18 protein-coding genes and 1 tRNA gene are annotated in these 26,302 nt (G+C 58.6%); 3 read left to right on the top strand and 16 right to left on the bottom strand.

Translation table 11 applies throughout. The annotated features are described in order from the left end of the window. Positions 1 to 47: 47 nt before the first annotated feature. The 10 genes from ACEW8N_RS13180 to hisS all read right to left on the bottom strand — a co-directional run bounded on the left by ACEW8N_RS13180 (position 48) and on the right by hisS (position 14,514). Positions 48 to 1,238 (bottom strand): ATP-binding protein, encoded by a 1,191-nt coding sequence (locus ACEW8N_RS13180; RefSeq protein ID WP_373500294.1) that lies wholly within the window; start codon positions 1,236 to 1,238, stop codon positions 48 to 50. Between the two features lie 172 nt (positions 1,239 to 1,410). After that, positions 1,411 to 4,512: a type I restriction endonuclease subunit R gene (locus ACEW8N_RS13175; protein ID WP_373500293.1), complete on the bottom strand. Its 3,102-nt coding sequence runs from the start codon at positions 4,510 to 4,512 to the stop codon at positions 1,411 to 1,413. A 162-nt stretch (positions 4,513 to 4,674) separates the two neighbouring features. Then, entirely contained in the window at positions 4,675 to 6,141 is a 1,467-nt protein-coding gene (locus tag ACEW8N_RS13170) for an ATP-binding protein (protein WP_373500292.1), read from the bottom strand. A gap of 124 nt (positions 6,142 to 6,265) precedes the next feature. Next, positions 6,266 to 7,180, bottom strand: coding sequence for an FRG domain-containing protein (locus ACEW8N_RS13165; RefSeq protein ID WP_373500291.1), 915 nt, complete (start codon positions 7,178 to 7,180; stop codon positions 6,266 to 6,268). After that, entirely contained in the window at positions 7,177 to 8,520 is a 1,344-nt protein-coding gene (locus tag ACEW8N_RS13160; protein ID WP_373500290.1) for a restriction endonuclease subunit S, read from the bottom strand. Before ACEW8N_RS13160 ends, ACEW8N_RS13165 begins: the two co-directional genes overlap by 4 nt. Then, positions 8,517 to 10,616, bottom strand: a complete 2,100-nt coding sequence (locus tag ACEW8N_RS13155; protein WP_373500289.1) for an N-6 DNA methylase — start codon at positions 10,614 to 10,616, stop codon at positions 8,517 to 8,519. Before ACEW8N_RS13155 ends, ACEW8N_RS13160 begins: the two co-directional genes overlap by 4 nt. Before the next feature lie 70 nt (positions 10,617 to 10,686). Further along, a complete protein-coding gene (locus tag ACEW8N_RS13150; RefSeq protein WP_373500288.1) occupies positions 10,687 to 10,902 on the bottom strand; it encodes a multiprotein-bridging factor 1 family protein in 216 nt (71 codons plus the stop codon). 381 nt (positions 10,903 to 11,283) lie between these two features. Beyond that, a tRNA-Asn gene (locus ACEW8N_RS13145) sits at positions 11,284 to 11,359 on the bottom strand. 84 nt (positions 11,360 to 11,443) lie between these two features. Next, on the bottom strand, positions 11,444 to 13,237 hold the full coding sequence (gene aspS / locus ACEW8N_RS13140; RefSeq protein WP_373500287.1) for an aspartate--tRNA ligase: 1,794 nt from the start codon (positions 13,235 to 13,237) through the stop codon (positions 11,444 to 11,446). A 20-nt stretch (positions 13,238 to 13,257) separates the two neighbouring features. After that, complete coding sequence (hisS, locus tag ACEW8N_RS13135) at positions 13,258 to 14,514, bottom strand: histidine--tRNA ligase (protein ID WP_373500286.1); 1,257 nt, start codon at positions 14,512 to 14,514, stop codon at positions 13,258 to 13,260. 301 nt (positions 14,515 to 14,815) lie between these two features. On the opposite strand from hisS, the gene ACEW8N_RS13130 reads away from it, so the two are divergent. Next, positions 14,816 to 15,967 (top strand): response regulator, encoded by a 1,152-nt coding sequence (locus ACEW8N_RS13130; protein ID WP_373500285.1) that lies wholly within the window; start codon positions 14,816 to 14,818, stop codon positions 15,965 to 15,967. A 53-nt stretch (positions 15,968 to 16,020) separates the two neighbouring features. Here the strand turns inward: ACEW8N_RS13130 and ACEW8N_RS13125 are convergent, their stop codons facing one another. Continuing rightward, positions 16,021 to 18,357, bottom strand: coding sequence for an acetate--CoA ligase family protein (locus tag ACEW8N_RS13125; RefSeq protein ID WP_373500284.1), 2,337 nt, complete (start codon positions 18,355 to 18,357; stop codon positions 16,021 to 16,023). Between the two features lie 673 nt (positions 18,358 to 19,030). Between ACEW8N_RS13125 and ACEW8N_RS13120 the strand changes: the two genes are divergently transcribed. Beyond that, positions 19,031 to 19,642, top strand: a complete 612-nt coding sequence (locus tag ACEW8N_RS13120) for a hypothetical protein (protein WP_373500283.1) — start codon at positions 19,031 to 19,033, stop codon at positions 19,640 to 19,642. A gap of 62 nt (positions 19,643 to 19,704) precedes the next feature. Further along, the gene (locus ACEW8N_RS13115) at positions 19,705 to 20,625 is read left to right on the top strand and encodes a peptidase MA family metallohydrolase (protein ID WP_373500282.1); all 921 of its coding nucleotides are present in this window, start codon (positions 19,705 to 19,707) and stop codon (positions 20,623 to 20,625) included. Between the two features lie 35 nt (positions 20,626 to 20,660). Here ACEW8N_RS13115 and mazG read toward each other — a convergent pair whose 3' ends face one another. The 5 genes from mazG to ACEW8N_RS13090 all read right to left on the bottom strand — a co-directional run. Continuing rightward, on the bottom strand, positions 20,661 to 21,473 hold the full coding sequence (gene mazG / locus ACEW8N_RS13110) for a nucleoside triphosphate pyrophosphohydrolase (protein ID WP_373500281.1): 813 nt from the start codon (positions 21,471 to 21,473) through the stop codon (positions 20,661 to 20,663). A gap of 144 nt (positions 21,474 to 21,617) precedes the next feature. Continuing rightward, positions 21,618 to 22,733: a chemotaxis protein CheB gene (locus ACEW8N_RS13105; protein WP_373500280.1), complete on the bottom strand. Its 1,116-nt coding sequence runs from the start codon at positions 22,731 to 22,733 to the stop codon at positions 21,618 to 21,620. After that, the gene (locus ACEW8N_RS13100) at positions 22,730 to 23,734 is read right to left on the bottom strand and encodes a P-loop NTPase (RefSeq protein ID WP_373500279.1); all 1,005 of its coding nucleotides are present in this window, start codon (positions 23,732 to 23,734) and stop codon (positions 22,730 to 22,732) included. Before ACEW8N_RS13100 ends, ACEW8N_RS13105 begins: the two co-directional genes overlap by 4 nt. Positions 23,735 to 23,748: 14 nt before the next feature. Then, entirely contained in the window at positions 23,749 to 24,792 is a 1,044-nt protein-coding gene (locus ACEW8N_RS13095) for a chemotaxis protein CheB (RefSeq protein ID WP_373500278.1), read from the bottom strand. 85 nt (positions 24,793 to 24,877) lie between these two features. Next, on the bottom strand, positions 24,878 to 26,302 hold a 1,425-nt coding region (locus tag ACEW8N_RS13090), incomplete at its 5' end, for a chemotaxis protein CheA (RefSeq protein WP_373500277.1).

Here is a 26,302-nt window from a genome sequence, read left to right as displayed (position 1 = left end):
GGCAGCTGCTGCAAAAGATTCAACAGCTGCGAAATCGCTTCAATTATTCAGTACGTCTCCCAGAGCGCCGGGATGGGGACGGCGTAGAGTCCGTCACCAAAACCAACCGCACTCTCGCCGTCATACATCACAATACCGGCGACAAACCGATCCCCCATCGTTTCCTTGAGCTTTGCTAATCCACGAAAATCTTTTTTTGTAACTGTCGAAGCGGCTTTGATTTCGATTCCAGCCACTTTACCGGCCTGTTCCAACACAATATCCACCTCCAAACCGTCCTTGTCCCGGAAATGATAAAATTGAACAGGCCTGTCGTTCCAACCGGCTTGACGTTTGAGTTCCTGAAAAACAAAGGTCTCCAGAATCTGTCCCAGCATTGTACGATCCTTATAGAGAAGTTCGGCATCCACACCGAGTAATGATGCGGCAAGACCGGTGTCGGCAAGATGCAACTTGGGCGTTTTGATCAGCCGGCTCAGCCGGTTGGTGTGCCATGGCAGCAGGTGTTCCAGGAGAAAGATTTTCTCCAGCAACACCACATAGTCACGAATTGTCGGCCGACTCAATTGAAACGCCGATGCCATTTCGGCCACATTGACCAACCGCGCGGTTTGGCCCGCGGCAAGCTGGAGAAGCCGCGGTATCGCATCCAGAGCGCTGATACGGGCAAGGTCTCGCACATCCCGCTGCACCAGCGTTTCGATATAGTCACGATACCAGGATGCACGCCGTTTAACCCTGGTACGCAAGAGCGCCGCCGGATAACCGCCTGCGGCAATCCGTTCGGCCAGCGCAAGGCCGAGGCGCTCGAAGCTTCGGTTTTGAAACCGGGCGGCAAACAGAACATCGAGGAACCGGGATGCTTTCCCGGCGATTTCATCTTGCGACAGGGGGTGCAGCCGTATGATCTCCATCCGACCTGCCAGTGAATCGGCCAATTTGGGAACCAACAACACATTCGCCGAACCGGTCAAAATAAGTCCTCCGGGCCGCCGGTCGGAATCCACGGCCGATTTTAACGCGAGAAACAGGCCCGGAACCCGCTGCACCTCGTCCAGAATCGTTTTATGCGGCAGGTCGGCCGCGAACCGAACCGGATCGGCAGTGGCAGCGGCCAGTTGAACATTGTCATCAAAGGTAATGTATTCATACCCTGCCGCATCGCCGACCATCCTGGCCAAGGTGGTTTTGCCGCACTGGCGCGGCCCATGGATCAACACCACCGGGGTATCTTCCAACGCCTCCTCTAAAGACTTGCGTAGAAATCGTGCGTATAGGGTCGATTCAGTCATGGCGTCTGTTTGAAAACCAAGCGTCCGGCCAAATGAAAGGTTTTATATCGGCCAAATGAAAAGTTTTGCGCTTCGATATAAACAACCCAAGATAACATTTTAATCTTAATTCAAATGGTTAACCACGCAAATCTCGCTCATCCTTAGATCGGATGGCCTCGAAAATCTCCCTGGCTAAAATGGGAAAGGCTGCCCCCTGAAACTCCTGATCCGCCATGTAACGCGTGACGATCTTGTCATTTTCGGCCATGCGATCTATCATCAGATCCTCGATCAACTTGCGGATTCCCAGCACAAACTTGTCCAGCGGGTTGGCCATGGCCGTCTGGATGACCTGGTCGTTTTTGCAGGCCTTTTCCTTGATTTGTTGGAAAAACAAGCGGTCTTCCTCACTAAAGCTGGTTCCGAAGCGCTCATTGAGAACCTGAATAATCTCCGAAAAAGGCGCCTTATCATCCTTGGCCTTGCCTGAGCCGACATCCGTGGGGCTTTTCACATACTGGGCTTCTCCTTCCTTGACTTCGATAGCCCCTGAATAAATACGTTCCATGCGGTAGTACTGCATCGCCACATTGTCGGTCAGCTTGATGGGAAGCGGATCGCGGTCGACGGGTAGATGCGGCAGGAGAAACCTTCCATAACTGTACATCATTTCCAGTTCCGGATCGGCATAGGGGATGATCTGGGATAAAAAGGCATACAGCCGAATATACCCGCTTAGTTTTTCGCGAAACTCCTGCCGCTTTTCATCTTCCTTGATGGCCTTGAAGCGGTCCACGGCCGGTTGAAGATGCCGTTGCATATGCGCGTGATCCGCGGCGTTTTGACGCTCCATCGGCTTGTAGAACACCTGAGAGAAGGCCTCGACCTCGCTCCAATAGTAGATTTGCATCTGATTCAGCTCATGCTTGAGCGTTTCGAGCTTGGACGGGTCGGACACCTCGGCCAGCCCGGTTTTATCGTAATAGGGTTTGAAGGCCCGGAAGATGTCTTCGGCATTGTTGACGAAATCCAGCACAAAAGGGGCGTCTTTTCCCGGAATCATGCGGTTGAGCCGTGAAAGCGTCTGGACGGCCTGCACCCCGTCCAGGCGCTTGTCCACATACATCGTGTGCAGCAGGGGCTGGTCGAAACCGGTCTGGTATTTGTTGGCCACCAGCAGGATCTGGTAGTCGGGAGAGTTGAAGCGCTCGGGCAACTGGGCCTCGCTGATTGGCTTTCCGCTGACCACGTCGACGTTCATCCCCGGCTCGGTGTACTCGCCGCCGTTTTCCGGATCTCTGACCGTCCCGCTGAAGGCCACCAGGGGGCGGACATCCTGATACCCGTTATCGGCGATATAGCGCTCGAATGCTTTCATATAGCGCACCGAATGCAGGCGCGAGGACGTCACCACCATAGCCTTGGCTCTGCCGCCGATGCGCTGTTTGACGCTGCGGCGGAAATGCTCCACCATCACCTCGGTTTTCTGCTCGATATTGTGGGGATGCAGGCTCATAAACTTGGCCAGGGCCCGGGAGGTCTTTTTCTTCGGCAGCGCCGGATCATCCTCGGCCGCCTTGAGCAGCCGATAATAAACGCCGTAGGTGGTGTAGTGGGTCAACACATCGAGGACAAACCGCTCCTCGATGGCCTGGCGCATGCTGTAAATGTGAAAGGGTTCCGGTTTTCCCTCCGGCCCGGTCCGCCCAAACAGCTCGATGGTTTTCCCCTTGGGCGTGGCCGTGAAGGCGAAAAAACTCAGGTTGGGTTGTCTTCCCCGGGAGAGCATCACCTGATTCAGCCGGTCTTCCCAGTCCGCCTCGCCCTCCTCGGTTTCGCCAGGGGCCGCTCCCAGAATGGCTTTGAGTTCCCTGGCCGTCTCGCCGGTCTGGCTGGAGTGGGCCTCGTCCACGATCACGGCATATTTACGGGCAGAAATGGCTGCTTCCCACTGCCGGGCCTGCTCCTTTTCCTCTGCCGTCGCTTTTTCCGCGCTTTCCGCTCCGGCCGCCGTGATCAGCCCCCGCAGCACAAAGGGGAATTTTTGCAAGGTGGTGATGACGATCTGGGTGCCGTCGATCAGGGCATCGGCCAGTTGCCTGGAATCCTGGTCGATGGGCTTGACCACCCCCTGAGCATGTTCGATCTGGTAGATGGCATCCTGAAGTTGCCGGTCCAAGACCCGCCGGTCGGTGATGACGATCACACAGTCAAAGACCTTTCGGTCGCTGGTGTCATGCAGGCTGGCCAGCCGGTGGGAAAGCCAGGAAATGCTGTTGGTCTTGCCGCTGCCGGCCGAGTGCTGGATCAGGTAATTATTGCCCGGTCCTTCCTGCCGGGTGGCCGCCACGATCCGGCGCACGGCGTCGAGCTGATGATAGCGGGGGAAAACCAGCTTTTCCCGGGTGATGCGCCGCATGCCGCCCCGGCCGTCGTCGATCTTTTCGTCCCTGGTTTCGATGAACATGAAATGGCCGAGAACATCCAGGAAGCTGTCCCGCTGGAGCACCTCTTCCCAGAAATAACCCGTGCGGTAACCGGATGGGTGCTGGGGGTTGCCCGCTCCGCACTGCACCTGGCCCGGATGGCTACCGCGATTAAACGGTAAAAAGTGCGTGGCCTCTTTCTGCAGCCGCGTGGTCATGTGGACCTCATCCGGGTCCACGGCAAAATGCACCAAGGCCCGTATCTTGAAGCCGAACAGCGGCGCGCGCGGGTCCCGGTCCTCCCTGTATTGCTTGACCGCCTTTTGCCAGCTTTGCCCGGTACCAGGGTTCTTCAGCTCGCAGGTGGCCACGGGCAGGCCGTTTAAGGAAAGCAGCATGTCTACGGTCTCATGGCTGCCGGGATGGCAAAGGGCCTGCCGGTTCACAAACAGCCGGTTTTTGGCATACAGGGCCAGCACTTCTTCATTCAGACCGTGAGCCGGCTTGAAATAGGCCATGCGGAACATCTTGCCGTAGAACTTGAACCCGTGGCGCAACACATGAAGCGTGCCCTTGGTGTTCAGCTCCTTGACCAGCGTGTTGAGCAGCAGGCCTTCCAGTCCGTTGCCGTGCAGTACCCGCATCTGGTCCCAAAGAGCGGCTTGCGTCTCTTGCAGGAAGGCAAAAATCCGAGCCGGGAAAAGGGCCCGCTCCACATCCCATTCGGAGTTGGTGCCGGGATGCCAGCCGCCTTGTTGCAGCAGGACCTCCTCGACATGGGTTTCAAAAGCTTTTTCAGAGGTCTTTGTCATGGGTCCACCCGATGCAATCAAATAACCGTCAAATAAGCCCGGCGGGTTTATAAAATAAATAAAAATTGTATTTTCAGATATTTATAACTATCCGCCGCCCTTTATCTCAATGGAGTCCCACCGCTTGATCAAATAACCGTCAAATAAACCGCAATCTACGGATCAGGCCCAAAATGGTATATATTTCGAGTACTTTCGTGATGAGTCTGGATCACTGAGCCGAATCAAGCCCTGATCAGCCGTATCCTTGATAATCCGCGAGGCTACCGCACTGTTTTTAGGGTCAATACCGAATCTTTCCCTCAACGTGGCGTTGGTCATGAATGCCCGGTTCACATATTTCAGGCAGGCATGCAGGTAGCAGGCCCTCACGCGGTCGTCTTTTTCCATATCCCGGAAAGGTTTCGGGGCAAAGAGAACCGCCCGGGTGTGTTCGTCGGTCACTTCGAACAAAGGCGCCGGTAATTGGTACAGTTCGGTTTGAAAAACCACCTTGTCGACGCCGCTGCCCCGCTCCTCGCAAATTCCAGCCCGTCGCAGAAAAGAAGCCAATGCCTCGTTCCGCGACCGGGGCGGGCTGTCCAGGAACCGCTCGGTCTTGACCAGGGGAATTCCCGGATTCGTGATTTCCATGCGGTCTGAAAAAATTTCAATCATCGGCCCGGTACCATGAATGAAAAAATCCTGGTGGATAATGGCGTTGGCCACCAGCTCGCGCACGGCCAGTTCCGGATAGACGGGCACGTCTTTTCTCAGGGCCTGACCGATAACCTCATTGCTGGGCAGCAGGTTGTTGATATATCCGATCAACCCTTCAAAACCAGAAGCGTAGCCCTTGGCGCCGACCTGCTCGCGAAGGGTCTCCAGTCTGCCGGTATCCTTATAAACAATGACCCGCACTGCCTTTCGTCCGAGCGCCTTGAAATCATCCAACCGCTTGGCCAGGAGGATCGCCCCCATATTGGAGATATTCCAGCCGCCGGCCTCGCAGGCGCGGATCATGTCGTCATCGCTCAGCCGGCCAAGGATGCCGGTGCGGTCCGCGGGCAGGTTCTGGCTTGTCAGATCGAAATAGGCCGGATAGTCGAGCAGGCGCAAGACCTCTTCGTCGGGCACGCACTCGGCGGCCGGCAGTTCCTCAAAAGGAACGGCATCGAAGATGCGCCACAAGGCCCGTTCTTTTTCGGGGAAATCCTTCAGCTTCTTTTTGTAGGAGCCGACGCGGATGAATTCTTGGCCACTGAAGCGAACCGGCTTGTTGGACGCCCGGGGAATTTCCAGGATGACCACAGGTTTTCCCTCAAACTCGGTACTATGGAACCGGTAATGGATGCGGGGGTTGGTCAACCGAAGCAGCCAGCTTTCCAGCTCCTCACCACCTTTCCTGGCCAATACGGGCCTGAAGGCCGTGCCAATGACCTCGTGGGTGCCGTCGTCCACCCCCCATACCAGATACCCATTGGTCTTGCCGCACAAGGCCGCCGCGTTGCTCAGGGCCGAGATATATTCCCCTATTTCCTGGGGGTCGGCATAGTTAGCCTTGAATTCCACCCATTCAGTTTCGTTGGGCAGCTTGCACAACTCCAGCAACAATCCGGCCAGATATTTTTCGTCCCGGTCCGCAGTCATTTGACGGCACCTCGCACGTCGATTTTACCCGTCACCGCGGCGGTGATCAGCAACAGGCCTTCCTCCACGTGGGTTTCAAAGGCTTTTTCGGATGTCTGTGCGGCCATGGAAAACGTTCCTTATCCTATATGGTGCCCTTGATCTCGAACACCCGGTACTTCAGCCATTTGGCGATGCCGTCAAGATCCGGGAACAATTGCCGATCAAAGACGCCGTATTGATCCAGGCGCCGCCGGATATCGTCATGGGCCTCATGCGTGATGATGATTTCAAGACAATCCTTCTCTTCCAGGTCCTGCAATGGCTGATGGCAGGCAAGCAGCACGCCGTCCTGGGCCCGGATGCGCGGGGAAACATGCGGCGGGTCGTAGATGACATTCTCTTTGATCTCGAAAGGCGCAGGGATGGGAGGTGGCGTTTTAGCTGTTTCCTTCTCGTCAAGACCTTCATCGGTCCCGCTGGTTCCAGCTTCCTCATCGCCGGGTTCACCGGATTCTTCGACATCATTGCCATCAATGCCAAAGTCCGCATAGCCCGCGTCATCTTTGGGTGCTTCCGTCAGAGTATCGCCCACGGGCTTGATCGCCGGCTGCTGGTTGCGCTTGAAGTCCGCATAGTGCGGGGGATCGCTGATCAGCACGTAAACGGCGCTGTTGAGGGGTTTGCCGCTATCATCGAATTTCGTTTCCCGCACGGCAAAATAGAGCGCCACCAGAGGGTTGGTGGTCCAGTCCATGAATCGCGTGGGCAGGCCGTGGTGCTGGGCGATGGCCAATGCCTCCCATTCGGTGCGGGGAAGGTGCTGCACATAGGTGACCAGATGGTTGCTGAATACCTCCAGCACTTCCCGCTCAAGCTGGTCGCGCTTATAAAAAGAAAGATCCCTCAGATGTCCATAGCGTCCAATGGACGGCCTCAGGGTGTAGCCCGTCGCTGCTGTTTTGCTCTGCCCCCGGAAGTATTTCCGACCCTCGGGCAATTCATCCCGCACTGTTTTGAGGTATTCCTCGAAGCTTTCAATTTCAAAAGGGGTGGTCATGCCTGAGTCTCTCTTACGTCTATTTTACCCGTAACCGTTGCGGTGATCAAGGCGGTGCGATATTCTTGAAGGCGGTTGATGGCGGTCTCAACCTTGGTGATCAGTTGGTCAATTTTGTTGTTCACGTCTTCAAGGTAATCAACAATCAAGCATTGCTCATTTATAGGCGGCTTCGGAAATAATGCTGGATAAATATGTTTGTTATTGATTTGCGGCACAGTGGATACATCAGCCAAGTCATCCAATCGTCTTGCTATCAAGCAATAAGCAACGTACTTTGTTTCGTTCGAATGATAAATTTCCCATCCCATGATGTTTGAGTCGAATAAGAATTTACCTTCTGCAGTGGCTACTTTATTTGTAAAAATTGCTGCTCCTCGCTTAGGAAACAAAATAAGTTTCCTGTTGGTTACCGGAAACCCTTCTACCCTATTCTTTGTATTCAGCAATAAAAGTGACGAATCAATGTGATTAAGATCGTCAACTTTAGCAAACGGTATACCCTTCTCATTGTCAGTGTAATTTCCCTCTGACGGGGAAACGCTTCCTAACAATATCCCAAGATGTCTGCCTTTTTTTATTTCCCAATGCTCCGGTACATCCCCAAGCCATTCAACCCCCGAGGGTTTGAGTTCAGGATGTGGGTCAAGGCCGGCAGCCCGGGCCACTTCGGGCGGCAGGCCGCGGGTGACGGTGCGCGAGATGAGGGCCGTGCGCTTTTCCTTCAGCTTTTCAATCAGCGCCCGCTTTTGCACCAAAAGAGTGTCAACCTTATTTATTTCTCGGTCAAGAAAGTCAGTAATGGTGGTTTGTTCAATTGCTGGAGGCAAAACCATTGTAAAATCTTTAATGATATCCGTTTCCAAACTTTCGACAGTAGTTCCCTCTTTACGCCACACTGACAATAGTTGTGCTTGGTGGCCTTCAATAAATCGCGCCATATATTCTGGATCGATATTTTGTTTAAATGAAATTAACCCTTTAATGTCCTGATTAATTGTCATTTCTTTGGTGGCAATTGCCACAGGTAAAGAATGGCGTAGGATGCCTGATCGGGTAACTATCAGAACTGTGTTCGAGTTGACTAAGGTTGTTGATGTTTGGGAAACAGCCGCACGAGTAACATGATCTTCTGTGTCAATAATCCGAAAACTTTTCATGTCCTTAGGAGAAACCCAAGGGAGTTCTCCATTCCAATATCGTTCGTCTTCTGTTGGTGGTGTTCCTCCGCTCACAAACTTAAACAAATATTTCAATTTTGATTCTTCCCAATGCTCCGGAACCTCTCCCAACCATTCCACCCCGCTGTCCTTATATTTCGAATACGCCTTGTACTTCACGCCGTCACCTCTTTGAGCAGGGCTAAAATCTCGCCTTCCAGGGTCTTGATATCCGCTTCGATCTCCTCCAGGGGCCGGGGCGGCTCGTAGCGGTAAAAGTGACGGTTCAAGGGGATCTCGTAGCCGACCTTGGTTTTGGCTTCATCGATCCAGGCATCGGGCACATGGGGCAGGACCTCGCGCTTGAAATATTCCTCGATGCTCTCCTTGAGGGGCACGTTTTCCGTGTCGCGCAGTTCCGGGTCGGGTTCAGGATTGCCGTGCTTGTCCCGGCAGATTTCGGCGGTTTCGTCCCGCTCGCCCAGAGCGCTGAGCACGGCCTTGAGTTCGGCGGCGGAGAGGCGCACGCCCCACTTGCGGTCGATCTCCCGGAGATCGAGGAGAAATTGCTTGCGGTCCTTGTACACTGTTTCGCCGTGGGCTTGGGCAAAGGCCCGCAGCATGGCGCGGATCTCTTCCTGCCGTTGTTGGCCGGCTTCGATTTCCCGCAGGCGCATGGCTTCGTTTTTCTTCTTGCTGTCGGCCAGATTCCGGAAGGCCGTTTCATTTTCCAGCCGCGCGATGCGCTCGGCACTGGCCTGAAAGTTGAGCCGCAGGGGGCGTTCCACCGTGATCTTGTGAAAGCCGAAGTCGGCGTTGTCGAAAATCTTGCCGACCACCAAAGTCTTTTCTCCACCGTTGATCGCCAGGGTGCGGGTTTCGCCGTCCTGAAAATTGCCGAAGACGTGGGTGACATCGCCGATCTGGTCCGGCTCGCCTTCGTCGGCGTCGCCGATCTTGTTGCGCTTGTTGCCCAGGCTCTTGCGCATTTTTACATAGAACTGGCGGGCGTCGATGAGCTGAACCTTGCCCTTGCGCTCCGGCTCCTTGCGGTTGGTGAGCACCCAGATGTAGGTGAAGATGCCGGTGTTGTAAAAAAGCTGGTCCGGCAGGGCCACCACGGCCTCCAGCCAGTCGTTTTCGATGATCCACTGGCGGATGTTGCTCTCTCCGCTGCCGGCATCGCCCGTAAAAAGCGGTGAACCATTGAACACGATGGCGATGCGGCTGCCGCCATCATGCGGTGCCCGCATCTTGGAGAGCATGTGCTGGAGAAAAAGCAGGGAGCCGTCGTTGATGCGCGGCAGCCCGGCGCCGAAGCGGCCCTCATAGCCAAGGGTTTCATGCTCCTGCTGGAGGTAGCGGGCCTGCTGTTTCCACTCCACGCCAAAGGGCGGATTGGCCAGCATGTAGTCGAAGGTGATCTTCCGGCCCTGGGCGTCCCGGTCGAATCCGTCGCTGGTAAATGTGTCGCCGAGCCGGATGTTGTCCGCATCCTCGCCTTTGATAAGCATGTCGGACTTGCACACGGCCCAGGCCTCGTCGTTCCAGTCCTGGCCGAACAGCAGGGGTTTGGCCTGTTTGTTTAATGCCAGGATATAGTTTTCAGACACCGAGAGCATGCCGCCGGTGCCGCAAGCCGGATCGTAGATTGTCTTGACCACGTGGCTGCGGCCCAGATCCTTTTCCGGCGACAGCAACAGGTTGACCATCAGCTTGATGACCTCCCGGGGCGTGAAGTGCTCCCCGGCCTCCTCGTTGGATTGTTCCGCCCCGATCCGGATCAGCTCCTCGAACACATAGCCCATCTGCATGCTGTCCACTCGTTCCAGGGAGAGGTCGATCCGCGCAAAGGCCTTGATCACTTCATAGAGCAGGTTTTTCTCCGCCATGCGGGCAATCTGTTGGTCAAAGGAAAACCGCTCCATGATCTCCCGAACGTTCTTGGAGAATCCGTTGATGTAGCTGTTCAGGTTCGGGGCGAGCTGGTTGGGGTCGTCGAGCAGCTTGGGCAGATCGAGTTTGGACAGATTATAAAACTGCCGGCCGGTGATTTTCTCCAGCAGGCTGCGCACCACGCTTTCCGGCTTGGCCTTGATCTGCGCATGCTCCTTGAGCACCCGTTCCTTGGTGGGAGCCAGCAGACAGTCGAAGCGCCGCAACACCGTCAGCGGCAGTATCACCTTGCGGTACTCGTTGCGTTTATATGGGCCGCGCAGCAGGTTGCAGATGCTCCAGATGAAATTGGCGAGCTGAGAGTGGGTCTCCAGATTCATTCCCCGTTCCTTTGTGATAGCGCCCATCCGGTTCAGTAACTGTTCTTGATGGGGCAGTTTATTTGGTGTTTTACGGCAGTTCGAGCATCCCCTGTGCCGTCATTCTATCGCAGAAGGCATCCAACTGCGCCCGAGCCAGCTTGGACGGCTTGGCTTGGCCGCTCTCCCAGCGATTGACCGTGGCATAGCTTACCCCAAGCTCGCGGGTCAGATCCTCTTGACTGATGGCAAGCTGGCGCCGCACTTCTTTAACCAATGCCGCGTAATCCGGATGGATAGGTTTCATCGGATCTTCCTATAGTAGAGATGTCCAACGATAATAATAGACTTAATTACAGATGCTATAACACCCGAAAAATTAATCGCAATTAAATTTTTTGCATTTCGAATTAAAAATATGGGCACCCGAATGCAACCAGGCTGTTAAACCAGGCGGCCCCAAAAAACGGAGAACGGGAGAATTCAAAAAGGACATCTTCGGTGAGCGCCCGCAACCCCCAGGGGTGCACCCGGAACTAGGACGGCGGGCTTCGGGACGGCGCATCGGAAAGGATATGAAAGGTGGCGAAAAGGGCGCGGGCAGGGCGGAAACGACAAAACCCCAAGGAACTCGTTCCCCGGGGTTTTGCGTGCAAACAAGAACCGCTGAAATCAGCGGATGGATTTTTGGCTCCCCAGCGCGGACTCGAACCACGGACACGGTGGTTAACAGCCACCTGCTCTGCCGACTGAGCTACTGGGGATCGGTTGAAAACGACAGCCTATATAATTGAACATCGGGGATGAAGTCAAGGGAAAAATGCTCCCCGGAAAAAAATCGGCCCCGGTCAGTTCTCCATCTGGACCTTTCTCACTTTGAGGGACAGCTCGTTCAACTGGGCTTTGGCGACATCCGCCGGGGCGCCGGTCAAGAGGCAGGCGGCCCGCTGGGTTTTGGGGAAGGCGATGACGTCCCGGATGGAGGATTCCCCGCAGAGGAGCATCACCAGGCGGTCGAAGCCGAAGGCGATGCCGCCGTGGGGCGGGGCGCCCGATTCGAGGGCCTGGAGAAGAAACCCGAACTTCTCTTCATATTCCGCGGGCGCCATGCCCAGGGCCTGGAAGATCCGCCGCTGGAGGTCGACCTGGTGGACGCGGATGCTGCCGCCGCCGATCTCGAAGCCGTTCAGCACGAGGTCGTAGGCCCGGGACCGGACGGCCGGGGGATCGGTCTCCAGTTTGTCGCAGTCGGCCTCAAAGGGCGCGGTGAACGGGTGGTGGAGGGCCTGATAGCGTTTTTCGGTTTCGTCGTACTCGAGCATGGGGAAGTCGGTGACCCAGGTGAAGGCGTAGGTGTTGTCGTCGATGAGGCCCAGCTTCCGGCCCAGGTGGTTTCTCAGGTTCCCCAGGCTGTCGTGGACAATCCGGGCGTCGTCCGCGCCGAAGAGGACCAGGTCCCCGGGCGCCATGCCGAGCCGTTCGGTCATGGCCCGCTTTTCCTCCTCCGTGAAGAATTTGGCGATGGGGGACTGCCAGCCGTCGTCCCTGACCTTGATCCAGGCCATGCCCTTGGCCCGGTAGACCGCGACGAATTCGGTCAGGTCGTCCAGCTCCTTCCGGGTGAAATCGCCGCCGCCCTTGACGATGATGGCCTTGACGACCCCGCCGCTTTTCACGACGGAGGAGAAGACCTTGAATCCGGAGCCGCCGACGATGTCGGAGAGGTCCGTCAGTTCGAGGCCGAAGCGGATGTCCGGCTTGTCGAGGCCGTAGCGGGAGATGGCCTCCGGATAGGTCAGGCGGGGGAAGGGGAGTTCAAGGTCCCGGCCCAGAATCTCCTTGAAGAGCACCTGGATCATGCCCTCTGAGACGGCCATGATGTCTTCCTCGCCCACGAAGGACATCTCCATGTCGATCTGGGTGAACTCGGGCTGGCGGTCTGCCCGGAGGTCTTCGTCCCGGAAACAGCGGACGATCTGGTAGTACCGGTCGAATCCGGCGATCATGAAGAGCTGCTTGAAGAGCTGCGGCGACTGGGGCAGGGCGTAGAACTGGCCGGGGTTGACCCGGCTGGGCACCAGGTAGTCCCGCGCGCCCTCGGGGGTGCTCCGGGTGAGGATGGGGGTTTCCAGGTCGAGAAATCCCAGGCTGTTGAGGTAGTTCCGGATCGCCACCGACGCCTGGTGCCGGATGATGATGTTCCGCTGGAGGCTGGGCCGCCGGAGGTCGATGTGCCGGTTCTTGAGCCGGATGCTTTCCGACACCTCGATCCGGTCTTCAACCATGAAGGGCGGCGTCTCGGCGGCGTTGAAGATTCGGAGCTCGCGGGCCATCACCTCGATCTCGCCCGTGGCGAGGTTGGGGTTGACCATGCCTTCCGGCCGCGCTTCGACCCTTCCCCGGATGCCGATGACGTATTCGTTTCTCAGGTCGTGGGCCTTCTCGTGGAAAGCGAGGTCGATCTCGGGGTTGAAGACCACCTGGGTGATGCCCTGGCGGTCCCTGAGGTCGATGAAGATGACGCCGCCGTGGTCCCTTCGGCGCTGAACCCAGCCCATCAGCACGACGTCCTTACCGGTGTCTTTCGCGCCCAGCTCACCGCATCGATGGGTCCGGCGCATATCACCAAGAATATCCGACAATGAATGGTCTCCTTATTAGTTCATTGAATGTGGGCGAGAAGGCGCGCCGCGGTCTGGTCGTCGATGACGACGGCGGCCTGCTCTTTCGTCCGCATGTTCCGCAGGACGGCGCTTCCGGAGGCGAGTTCGCTCTCCCCCAGGATCAGCACCAGGTCGGCCCCGCAGCGGTCGGCCTGCTTCATCTGGCTCTTGAGGCTCCTGTCCGCCATGTCCATCTCCGCGTGGACGCCGGCAAGCCCCAGCCGGCAGATCCAGTCAAAGGCCTTTTCGGCGCAGGCATCCCCCAGGGCCGCGATGAACAGCCGGGGCTTTTTTTCCAGGTCCGCCTGGCGGAGGCCCACGATCTCGGCAAGCCGGTCGAGGCCGATGGCGAAGCCGATGGCCGGCGTGTCGGGGCCGTCGAGCATCTTGATGAGGCCGTCGTACCGGCCTCCGCCGGCGACGGCGCTCTGGGCGCCCAGGGCCCCGGTCTGGATTTCGAAGGTGGTCCGCGTGTAGTAGTCGAGCCCCCGCACCAGCTTCTTGTCGATCACGAACGGCACGCCCAGGCGGTTCAGGGACCGCTGGACCGAGTCAAAATGGGCCTTGCAGCCCTCGCAGAGATATTCAAGCAGGGACGGTGCGTCGGCCATGGCTTCGCGGCATGCGGGGACCTTGCAGTCCAGCACCCGGAGCGGGTTCGTGCCGCTCCGGCGCGCGCAGTCCTCGCAGAGGCGCTCCTTTTTTCCGTCCAGCAGTGCGGTCAGGGCTTCCCGGAAGGCCGGGCGGCATTCGGGGCATCCCAGGGAGTTGATGTGGGCCGCCACATCCGTGACCTTCAGGCGCTCCAGCAGGGTGGCCAGCAGGAAGATCAACTGGGCGTCGATATACGGGGCGTCGACGCCGATGACCTCCGCGTTGATCTGGTAAAATTGGCGGTAGCGTCCCTTCTGGGGCCGCTCGCGTCGAAACATGGGGCCGATGGTATAGAATTTCCGGACCGGATCGGCGGCATACATCTTGTGCTGCACGTAAGACCGGACGATGGACGCGGTGGCCTCTGGGCGAAGGGTGATGAGGTCTCCCTTCCGGTCGGGAAAGGTATACATCTCCTTTTCCACGATGTCCGTGTGCTCCCCGATGCTCCTCGCGAAGAGCTCGGTTTTCTCCATGACGGGGATGCGGATTTCCTTGAAGCCGAAGCTCTCGAAAAGGTCGCGGGAGACCCGTTCGATCTCCTGCCAGAGCTCCGCTTCCCCGGGCAAAATGTCTTTGAATCCTCTGATGAGCTGTATCATGACGCCTTGGGTTTCCTCAGATCATATCAATATCAAGGATTTTGCATAAGCGTGGCATATTAGCGGGAGATGCCGCCTTAGTCAATACTGATGCGCGGATTTCCGTGAATAATTTTGACGGTTCCGCAAAAAAACCCATGGCATATAAATGCTTGAACCCCTTATCCGTTTAATGTATAAACAAAATTATAACAAAAAGCCTTTTCGGGAGATGGCTTCCGGGCAAAGCCTCCGGCCGGCCCGGGCTCGGAAAGGGGTTGCCGCCCATGGCGCGAAAGATATCTCGCACACAGGAGGTTGGATGGTGGGACGGGAAAAAATATTAATCGTCGATGACGACGCCAAGATGCTGGATGCCTACCGGCGGCATCTCAAAAAGTCATTCGATGTGGACATCGCAAAAGACGGTGAACTTGCAATGACCATGGTCGGCCGGAACGGGCCGTATGCGGTCATCATTTCCGATTTTCGCATGCCGGGAATGGACGGAATCGATTTTCTGTCCCGGGTAAGGGAGGCCTCGGCCGAGAGTGTCCGGATGATGCTCACCGGGTATGCGGATCTGAACATTGTTATGGAGGCGGTCAACGAAGGGTATATCTTCCGGTTTCTGACCAAGCCCTGCAAGCCGGATGACCTCCATGGCGCCCTTGAGGCCGGCGTCCGGCAATACCAGCTCATCCAGAAGGAGCGGGAGCTGGCGGAGAGCCGGCGGATTCAGTCCGTCCTCCAGCAGGCAAAAGACCGCCTCAAGGAGATCGTCGAGGAGCGGACCCGCGAGCTGATGGCGTCCAATCAGCGGCTGCAGCAGGAGGTCGAAGAAAAACGCCGGGCCGAGAAGGCTCTCCGGGATTCCCGGGAGATCCTTCAGATTGCCATGGACAACATCCCCCAGTGCATTTTCTGGAAGGACGCCAATTCCGCTTATCTCGGCTGCAACAGGAATTTCTCCAAGCTCGCGGGGGTGGAAGACCCCAAGAACATTGTCGGCAAAACCGACGACGAACTGCCGTGGCCTTACGCCGGGCTGCTCAAACGCTACGGGGAGTTCGCCATGGAAACCAACTCGCCGGGCTTCGAGGTGATCGAGGAGTTCGACGAGAAGGCGGGCAAGACGATTTCATGGGACGCCGGCTCATTCCCCTTTCACGATGAAGAGGGAACGGTGATCGGCGTCCTGGGGATGATCGAGGACATTTCCGATGAAATCGCCTCGGAGGAGGCACTCATCCGCCAGGAGCGGAACGAGAGCATCGGCAAGCTGGCCCGGGCATTCTATAATGAACTGCAGGAGCCCCTGATGGCCATGGATGCCTCGCGGGATGTCCTGATGAACTCCCGGAAAGACAACGCCCTCTACGCCCATGCCAAGAACATCAGCGACCAGGTTGCGGTCATCAACCAGATCGCCCTGAAACTGAAGAAGCTTGCCGGCGTGACCCGCAGCCGTTGATTTCCCGCAGCCCCTCGGGTGCGGGCCCCTTTCGGTGAGGTCCCGCCCGGGCGTCACTGGTTCTTGAAACGCTTCGGCCGGCCCTGCTTCCGGCGGGAGAGGTGGAAGGCCGTGAACCGGTCCAGGGACCGGATGGCCGACCGGATGTCCGCATAGACCGGCAGGCCGTTTTCCTCTAAAATATTGACGAAATCCTGGTAATATCTCCCCGCGTTCACCGACACCACTATGGGCTTGGGGGAAGACCCGGCAATCGCCACCAGGCGGTTGGCTAGGCTGTCCGGATCGCGGCAGTTCTCCGGCAGGGTTTTGAGTGCATCGGTGTGGGGAATGACCGAAACAAAGAGGCAGTCCACGTTTTCGTCCCAAAGTACCCTGCGGACGAAATCCCCGTACATGCGGTCGTCGGCCATGGGGGTGATGTCCAGAAAAGACGACCGGGTGTCCACCAGCCCGCCCGCGTCGAGACCCCGCAGCGCCGTGATGGTTTCGGGGGAGAGTTGGGCCGGGGTCAGATGGGCCAGCTCGTCGGCGCCCACGGCCGATTCGAACCCGGCGTTCACCACTCCGGCCACGCGGTTTCCCGAGGGCGGTTTGCGGGAGAGCAGGGAGAATGCCTTGACGGCGTCGTAGTGGTCCTCGATGTTTTCGGCCAGGATGACCCCCGCCTGCCGGCAGGCCGCCCGGAACACGTCGTAGCTCCCCGACATGGAGGCGGTGTGGGATGCGGCGATCCGCGCGCCGGCATCGGTCTTTCCCGATTTGTAGACGATGATGGGCAGGGAAAGCCTCCGGACCAGTTGAAAAAATCCGCGCCCTTCGCCGGGATCGAGGCCCTCGATGTAGAGAGAAATAAGGTCGATGCCGGGCTTTTTCGAGAAGTAGGCGATGAGGTCCGGGATCTTGACGTCATATTTGTTGCCGAAGCTGACGATGGCCTTGAACAGCCGGGACCGCTGGAATTTGTCGATGGCCGTCACCGAGAAGGCGCCGCTCTGGGTGAGCAGAACCGTGTTGCCCGCGCTCGAATACCCCAGATCCAGACGCTTCTCCTCGATGAACAGGGTGTTGAGCCCCTGGCTCTCCGCATCGGGGGCATAAAACACCCCCATGCAGTTGGGGCCGATGACGCGAAGCCCCTCGGGCGTCGCCGCATCGAGCTGGCGGGCGTATTCGGCATAATCGACCTCGGAGGGGATGCCGGAGATCAGGATGAGGGCTTTTTCGACCTTGTTTTCGATGGTGCGGAGAAATTCCGGGGCGGCCCGGGCCGGCGCCGCATACACCGCCAGGTCTACGGGGTGCGGCACCTCCCTGAGGGACGGGTAGAGGGGATAGTCGACGCCGTCGATCCGGAGGTTCCCGCCTTTCGGGTTCACGAGGTAGAGGTCCTTCCGGCCCAGGTCATGGATCTGGTGGGCGATGTTCCGCCCGAGGCTGTGTTTTTCAGGATCGGATGACACGCCGATGACGGCGATGCCGCGGGGATTGAAAAACCCTTCCAGGCGGTCGGTGTTGACGGGCGGGACGATTTTCGTTTCCCGGCGGCCCGGGTGGAACCGGGCAAATCCGTCCACGGCCACGAAGCGATGGTCCGAGGTGATGACAAAGGGGTTGACGTCCAGGGCCGTGATGATGAACTCGGGCCGGTTTTCGGCCACAAAGGAGTAATGATAGGCCAGACGGCTCAACTTCGAAGCGGCTTCGGCGAAATAGGTGAGATATTCAAGGCGCCCGATGGATTCGAATTTATGCCGGATGTTGAGGGCTTGGACCATCTCCAGCGCCTCCTCCAGGGTAAGGGGCGCAAGGGAGAGGTTGGCCGGATCATAATATCTGGCGAAAAATTCAGCGTCGTCCCCGCCTTTGCTCAGTGTCAGCACCGGACCAAAGGCCGGGTCCTCCTTGAATCCGAAAAGCACCTCATAGCCCAAAGCCTGGGTATGCGGGATATATTCCACGATAAGAAATCCCCGGATTTCAGGAAGGTCCGGCGCTTTGAAATGGGAAAGGACCTCCTTTTCCATCTGGTCAAGGATGAACCGGATGAAGAGGGGGTCGTGATGGCGGACCTTCTTCACGCCGCCCAACTGCTGTTTGTGGGCGATGGAAGGGGAGACGACCTTGAGCATCAGATCGTTGTTGAAAGGATGCAGCACGGCGTCGTCGACCTGCTCCGGAGAGGCGATGAAGGCATACCTCGGGGTGGCGAGCCCGATATGATTCAGAATGTCGTAGACTTCGTGCTCGTAAAGCGTCTCCCGGAGGTCTTCGCAGGCCCCTCGAAGGATGGCGTCGATCCGGCGGATGACCTCCCCTGGGAGTTCCGGGGCATCGTTCTGTCTTTCGGTCCGCGCCCCTCTATGGATTCCCTGTTGTTGTCGCGGCATCTTCATTCTGCGGTATCCCTCTGACATGGTGAACGCTCCCCGGAAAGCAAGCCCGTGGCGCATTGTTAGCCGAGGCGCATGGATCTGTCAACCGAGGCGTCGGGTGGAAAACGGGGCGGCTCCGTCAAGAATCTTGTAATTCTCGAAAGAATCGCGTATGGAGAGTGCATTGATAGAGGCGGCGCCCATTCCGGAAAAGGCGTATAAGCCCTCTTCACTGACCGGCTTCCATGCGGCCTTGGATCCGGTCAGTATGAACAGGCCGCCCCGGTCCTGGGTGCCATGGCAAACCCAGGCCGGGTTACACCCTTCCTGACGGCACTTCCCGAAAAGCACCCCGAAACCAGTCCCCTCTCAGGTCCGCCCTGCGGCGCGCCACCCCTCCCGTCTTGGTCGATCTGCGGCCCTTCGATGAATTTTATTCAAAAAGATAAGTAGGATAGCTGTTCTCCGTTTCTAATCTTTCGGAATCTTATTATAATCACATAAAATTTTTGACAAAATAAATTTCACGTCATAAATTTGCAAAGGAATCGAGAAAATTCTAGACAACCATGCCGCGATCGCGGATTCGTTTGGAAAACGGTTGGGTTCCAGGGGATGAAAAAAGGGTTGAGAAAGGCATTCAAGAGGGCAAGAACCAAAAGAAGAAGAATAGCAAAGGAAAAGGCCAATGACAGCCAAGGAAAAGAAAAGCACGGTGCATCTAATTATTGAAACCCTGATGAGCGGGGATCCGCTTCGATCCAAGGAGATCACGGATATCATTTCGGACCTGTCCGGGAAGCCCGTGAAGGTCCAGGATGTGGCGAGCATGCTCTCCAGGATAACGGATGCGGATAAATGCGAACTCGGGCATTTTATCCACAAGAAGCGTGAAGGAAACCGGTTCACCTACCGGGTGGTGGATGAGTTTTTGAAGCTTTCATCCCAGCAGGCCTATGGGATGACCCTTAAGACCGGGAAGGAGCGGTATACCCTGGACCAGGCCCTGAAGGAATTTCCCGTGCTGGGAAAGTATGTGGTTCAGCGGGCCGGGAAAAAGAGCGTTTCCCCCAAGACCCGGCGCGTCAGGCCTCCCAGGGAGATGGGGGTCGAGGCGGACGTCCGGGGCGCCGGGGCGGATGCGACCCTGAAGCTTCCGGAGCTCCTGAGCGGCCTCGGGGCTGAAGAGGTCCGCGCCGTCGGAGAGTTGGTCGAGAAGATCCGGGAGATCGCTCTTCTGAAAGACTTCAATATCAACGTCAACGTGACCTTCAAAATCGACGGACCCTGGAAAAAATAGCCGCCGCCGAAAAATGGACCCGGACAGGGTGGGGACGCATCCTTGGAAAACATGCCGCCTTCATGATCCTGCTGGCGGTGTGGGGGTATCCGTTCACCGCGGGGGGAGACGCATATCAACGTTCGGACGGACCGGACGTGACGGTCTTTTCCCCTCCGGCGCTGGCGGTTTCGGCAGACGAGATCCTGAGGATGGTCCCCCGGTTGAAACAGGATCTCGTCGACCGCTTCAACCGCCCGTTTCCGGGGCATGTGACGATCTGGCTGCTGAATGATGCCAGGTTGTTTGCACAGATGATCGGGCGGCCGTATTTCTCGGCCTTTGTTCGGCCCGAGGCGGGGGCCATGGTCATCGACAACACCAAGATGCATCATGCGCCCCTGACCCTTGAAACCACTCTCAAACACGAATTGTGCCACCTCATGCTGCATCGGTGGATACCGGCATCCCAGTTGCATAGATGGCTCGACGAAGGCGTTGCCCAGTGGTACAGCGACGGCTTTTCCGAGTTGCTGGCCGCAGGCGGCGGAGAGGCGCTCAGGCGGGCGGTCCTTTCGAACAACATCCCTTCTTTCGAGGATGTTAACGGGTATTTTTCGCAGGATCGGCCGTCCGTGATCCTCGCCTACGAGGCCAGCAGAAGCATCGTCGATCACATGGTCAGGCAGTACGGGGTGGAAGGGCTGCTCGCGTTTCTGGGCGCCCTGGGTGACGGCGCTTCCCCCGACGCGGCATTATATGCCGCCGCGGGCGTCTCTTTGGGTGAATTCGAGGCCGGGTGGCGGAAGGCCCTGGCGAAGACAGACGCCTGGTGGGTGATCGGGTCGATCCATTTCTACGAAATTCTGTTTTTTACGGCGGCGGTGATCACCTGTATCGCCTTTCTGCGGCTGATGGCCAAAAAGAAGCGGTACGCGGATGACGAGGACCCGGACCAACTCGAAGAAACCGCCGGAGAGGAGGAAGACCCCGGCGGGGGATGATGCGGCGCCCGGCAGAGCCGGCGGGCTGTTCCGGCCTACATCTCCTTGGCCTCGTTCCAGAGCCGCTCCTTTTCTTCGCGGGGAACGGCGTCGATGTCCCTGCCGCTCTCGGCCGCCGCCCGCTCCAGATGATGGAAGCGCTCCTCGAACTTCCGGGTGGCGCGGGCCAGGGCGGTTTCGGGATGAATCCGGGCAAAGCGGGCGACGTTGACCAGGGTGAAGAGCACGTCCCCGAATTCCATGGCGGTTTTCTCTTGATCCCGATCCGCTTCCGGCAGGGCTTCGCGGGTGCCGGTGTTTCCGATCTCGCCCTTCAGCTCCCGCCACTCCTCCTCCGCCTTCCCCATGACGCCGGCGATGTCGTCCCAATCGAAGCCGGTGCGCGCGGCCCGCTCCGAGATCCGGTAGGCGCGCATGAGGGCCGGCATGGTTCGGGGGACCGAGTCGAGGACGGAGCCGCCCTCCTTCCGCCCGTTTTTTTCCTGCTTCTTGATTTCATGCCATTGCTGCCGAACTTCCTCGGTCTCCGTAAGGGTGACCTCCCCGAAGACATGGGGGTGGCGCCGGATCATTTTCTCCGCGCTTTTCCGTGCCGCGGCTTCGATGGAGAAAAGCCCTTTTTCCTCAAAAAGCCTGGCGATGAACAGGACCTGAAAGAGGACGTCGCCCAACTCCTCGCAGATGTCTTCGGGGTCTGCCGATTCAATGGCGTCGAGAAGCTCATGGGCCTCCTCGATGAGGTACAGCCCGATGCTTCCGGGCGTCTGTTTTTTGTCCCAGGGGCATCCGTTCTCTCCCCTGAGGGACGCAATAATCCTGTCGAGCGCTTGGATGGGATTCCTGTCCACGGTGGTCCTTTGCGTTGCGTTGGCTGTTGGATGCGGCGGGCGGTCATGCCGGGAGGGCCGCATCGGGAAGGCGCGTCCGCCGGGAGGATCGTCGGGTGGGCGCTCCCGGACGGTGTGGATAGATAGCAGAAGGGCGGGGTGACGTCAACAGGCCTCGGCGCCCCGGGCAATATCGGCAGGATGGCAGTGCCGGCGGATCGCCTCGGCGATCTGCCGGTCCGGGAGGACCTCGGCCGACGGCGTTTTTTGCAGGGCGGAGACGGGCATCTCTTTGTAGAGGCTTGCCGCCGGAGACTGGACCATCGCGAGCCCGCCCCTTCGGGCGATTTCACGGAGGCCTTCCGCGCCGTCGTGGCCGCCGCCGGAAAGAATCAGGCCGATGGCGCGCTGCTTCATGGTTTCGGCAAGGGAGATCAGCAGCATGTTGATGCTGCTTCGGCGGTTTGGAAACGGGGACGTATTGACCCGCAGGTCGCATCCAGACGCCCTGCCCTCGATGGTGATATACTCCCGGCCCGAGGCGACGTAGCAGACGCCAGGCTTGACGGGCGCACCGTCGATGGCCCGCTGCACCCGGACGGCGCTCTCCTCGTGGAGATACCGAATGAAGGCGCCGACGCTCTGGCTGGTGTCGTGGATGATGAGAAGGATTGCGGCGGAAAGGTTTCCGGGCAGATAGGGAATGATTTTGAGCAGAGCGCCGTAACCGCCCTCGGATGCGCCGACGGCGCAGATATGGGTGAGGTTTTCCGGGCGCGCCGCCGCGGCGGCACCCGGCCGGACGTTTTTTCCCGTTTTCAGAAACCGGACGGATCCGATATCGACGGCGGCGGCCAGGGTGATCTTGTCGATGATGGTCTGGTGTTGCGCTTCGAGGCCCTGCGCATGGCGGTTGGACGGCTTGTGGATAAAATCGACGGCCCCGAATTTGAGGGTATCGAAGGTCACCTTCTGGCCTTCCCGGGTAAGTGTGCTGCACATCACGGTGGGGAGCGGATGACGGATCATGATGTGCTTGAGCGCCGTCACGCCGTCCATGACCGGCATGTTGATGTCCAGGGTCACCACGTGGGGATCGAGGTCGGGAATCATCGAAAGGGCCTCCCGGCCGTTGCCCGCCTGGCCCACGATCCGGATGTGCGGCGCGCCGGAGAAGATGTTGCAGAGAATATGCCGCATCAGGACGGAGTCATCGACGATGAGGAGCCTTACCCGTTCCGGTGCCGAGCCGTGTGTTTCAGAAATCTGCTTCAGTGTCATACGGCGATCCTCTCCCGATGATCCCGTCCTTCCCGCTGCGTGTGCAGTTTCCGGGTTTCCGCGGCCAGCCGGGCGGCGCTGTCTGCCATCGGGGCGTCCCACCCGAGGGCAACGGTTTCGGCGATCCCCGCGATTCCCCGGGAGACAGCGGAAAACGGATGGTGCATCAGGAGGGTTTCCCGGTTCTTGGCCGAACGGCGGACGGCGTCGTCGTAAAACAGAAAGCCCAGGTAGTCCGCCTCCATGGAAAGCCCCTTCCTCAGGGTCGCTGTAATCCGGGGCAGAACGGCAAGTTCATCCGGGTGGTCGCCCATGTTGAAAACGATTCTGGGCCGAAACCGGCCGCAGAATCTTTCGGCCCTCTCGGCTATCCCGGGATTGGCGCCGTGGAGGGTGTCGAGCAGGGATTCGAGGGTCGGTGCCCCGGCATGGGAGGGCTGTTCAAAGGCCTGAATGAGCCGGCCGAAGGCCGTCTCATCCTTGCAGGCGATCCCGGAGAGCATCCGGAAGATGAAGTTTCTCAAAAACATCACGCAGTTCATGATCGACGTGGTCTCGAAGGTCGTGATCATGATCCCCGACGCCGCCAGTCCGAAAAGGTTCAGGGTGTTGAAGGACGAGCCGGCGCCCAGATCGAGGATGACGTAGCGTGCGGGGAGGGTCCGGATGGCCCGGGCCAGGCGGATCCGCTGCGGGTGGGAAAGATTGGCCATGAACGGCGTTTTCCCGTCGCCCGGCAGAAATTTGAGGTTGGTAAAGGGGGTCTCTGCGGGAAGGTCTTCGAATCTTGCCTGGCGAGATTTGAGAAAATCCCCGATGCCCGGAAGGGTATTGGGCATGCCCAGGCAGGTGTGGAGGTTGGATCCCCCGAGGTCAAGGTCGACGGCGATGGTCGGGTGGCCCAGCCTTGCCAGGGCGATGGCCAGGTTTGCCGAGAAAATGCTTTTTCCGACACCGCCTTTTCCGCTGGCGATGGGGATGATGGTTGTCGGGGGGGTCATGGATCGCCTCCACGTCATGTCGCCATCAGGGATTCAAGGGTGTGGGGCATCTGCCGCTCGTCTATGATCAGATCCACCACGCCCTTTTGGATGGCATTGTCGGTCAAATTTGGGAAGACACAGCACTGACGGTCCTGCACGATGGTGGTGCCGTTGTGCGCCTTGATCCGGGCGAACCCGCGGGCGCCGTCGCTGCCGATGCCGGTCAGAAGAAGGCCGATGGTATTTCGCCCGAAAATTTCGGACGCCGATGAAAACAGGGCATCCAGCGGGGCTGCGACGCTCATGTCGGAATGCAGGCGGACCTCTCCCGTTTCGCTCAATTCCAGGCCCAAAGCATGTTCGGTGGAGCCGATGCAGCAGGCGCCCTGTTGGATGATCATTCCGTCGCGGGCGGCTTCCACCCGCCAGGGGACATGCCGGTTGAATTCCGCTACGAAGGCATCTATGATCTTGGGGGAAATCTCTTGGTGAACGATGATGGCCGCCGGAAGAAAGGGGGAAAGCTTGGACAGGAGCCGAATGATGGTGTTGGGCCCGGTCAGCGTGGTGCCGATGACGATCATGTATTCGAGGGGCTGGAAAGCATAGAGGCGGTCCACCCGGAGAGCCTGTGCCCAGTTTTTACGGAGACGGACCCTTCTGACGTTGGTCAGGTTCATCGAACAGGCGATCTTGATCCGGTCGATTAACTGCTGCCCGGACGTATCGATATCCGTTGAGACCGCCCCCGAGGGTTTGGGTACGAAATCGACGATGCCCAGCCTCAGGGCGTCGAAGGTAACGGCACCGTCGCTGAAGAGGGAACTCAGGGCGACAACGGGGCGGGGGGATTCAACCATGATATGGCGCATGGCGGTCAGTCCGTCCATGATCGGCATATCGATGTCGAGGGTCACCACGTCAGGGTCCATCCGCCGGATCTCTTCAAGGGCTTCCAGGCCGTTGCGCGCGGCCCCGACCACCTCGATGCCGGTGTCCGTCTCGAGGATGCGGGTGACCGCCTTCCTCATGAAGGCGGCGTCGTCCACGACAAGGACCTTGATCTTTCTTTCCATATCTGCTCCAGAATTCGAAAAGGCGCATATCGCCATCGGAACGGGCGCTGCGCGGGATCCCCGGATCCAGGGGCGCGGCCTAAGGTCAGCGGGGCCGGCCGCCGCCGATTTCGCCGTAATCCAACATTCCACCCTGGTGTTTCGCCCGCGCGTGGGTGCCGATGGACAGCTTGATGAGTTCATAGACATCCAGGATCAGGGAAATCCTGCCGTCGCCCAGGATGGTCGCCCCGGAGAAGCCGCTGCTTTCCTGGAGATAGTCGACGAGCGGCTTGATCACCGTCTCCTCCTGGCCGATGAGGGCATCCACCACCAGCCCCACCCGCCGCATGCCCGTGTTGACCACCACCACGAATGACCTTCGGCCGTCCCGGGATGCGGTCTGGATGCCGAACAATTCCGAAAGCCTGAGCAGGGAAAGGGTGCTGTTCCGCAGATAGATGCATTCGACCCCCTCGATGGTGGTGACGTCCTCCCGGGAGATCCGGAGGGTCTCCTCCACCGCCGTCAGCGGGATGGTGAAGATGTCTTGCCCCACCCGGACCAGCAGGGCCTGGATGATGGCCAGGGTCAGCGGGATCTTGATCCGGAAGCGCGTTCCTTCCCCGATCCGGGAATCGATTTCGATGGTGCCGGCAAGCCTTTCCACGTTCTGTCTCACCACATCCATGCCCACGCCTCGTCCCGAGACCCGGGTGACCTCCCTTGCGGTGGAAAAGCCCGGCCTCATGACGAGTTCCAAGAGTTCCCGGCGGCTCATGGGATCGAGCTCCTCCGGGGTGGCGATCCCCCGGGCGGCGGCAGTCCTTCGGATCTCGTCGGGGTCCATTCCCCGGCCGTCGTCGGAGATTTCGATCACCACGTGGTTGCTCTCATGGTAGGACTGCAGACAGAGGCGGCATTCCTCCGGCTTACCGGCCGCAAGGCGCTCCGGAACGGTTTCGCACCCGTGGTCCACGGCGTTGCGGATCAGGTGGATGAGGGGGTCGGAAATCTCTTCGATGACCATTTTATCCAGTTCGGTCTCCTCGCCGATGATCTCGAGATGCACCTTCTTGTCCACATCATGAACGAGGTCGCGGACCAGCCGGGGGTAGCGGTTGAAGAGCTGGGCGATGGGCAGCATCCTGACCTTCATCACCCCCTCCTGGAGTTCATTCGACGCCCTCCCGAGGGCGACGATGGCCTCGCTGATCCGGAAGCTCAGGGCCTTGACCGGCTTCATCTCCCGCGGGTCCAGGCCGACCTTCTCCTTCAGGTAGTCCTGGAGCCGCCGCATCTCCTGGTGGAGCTGAGAAAACCAGGCGCGGCTGACGACCAGTTCGCCGACCTGGTTCATGAGCGCGTCGATCTTGCGGGCATCCACCCGGAGGCTCTGCTTTACGGTCTTTTCGGTCGGCGGATCGGGCCGCCGGGTTTCGGCCGGCGGTGCGTCCGCCCCGGGCTGCGTGGTCGCCGAGAGGCTTTGCGTGTCCTTCTTGCACGCGGCCGGTATGGCCGATGGGGACGG

Source organism: Desulfococcus sp., from assembly GCF_041737845.1.
In the GTDB taxonomy this organism is placed as follows: domain Bacteria; phylum Desulfobacterota; class Desulfobacteria; order Desulfobacterales; family Desulfococcaceae; genus Desulfococcus.
Note: the sequence above shows the minus strand (reverse complement) of the source record. Positions and strands in the feature narration are given on the sequence as shown.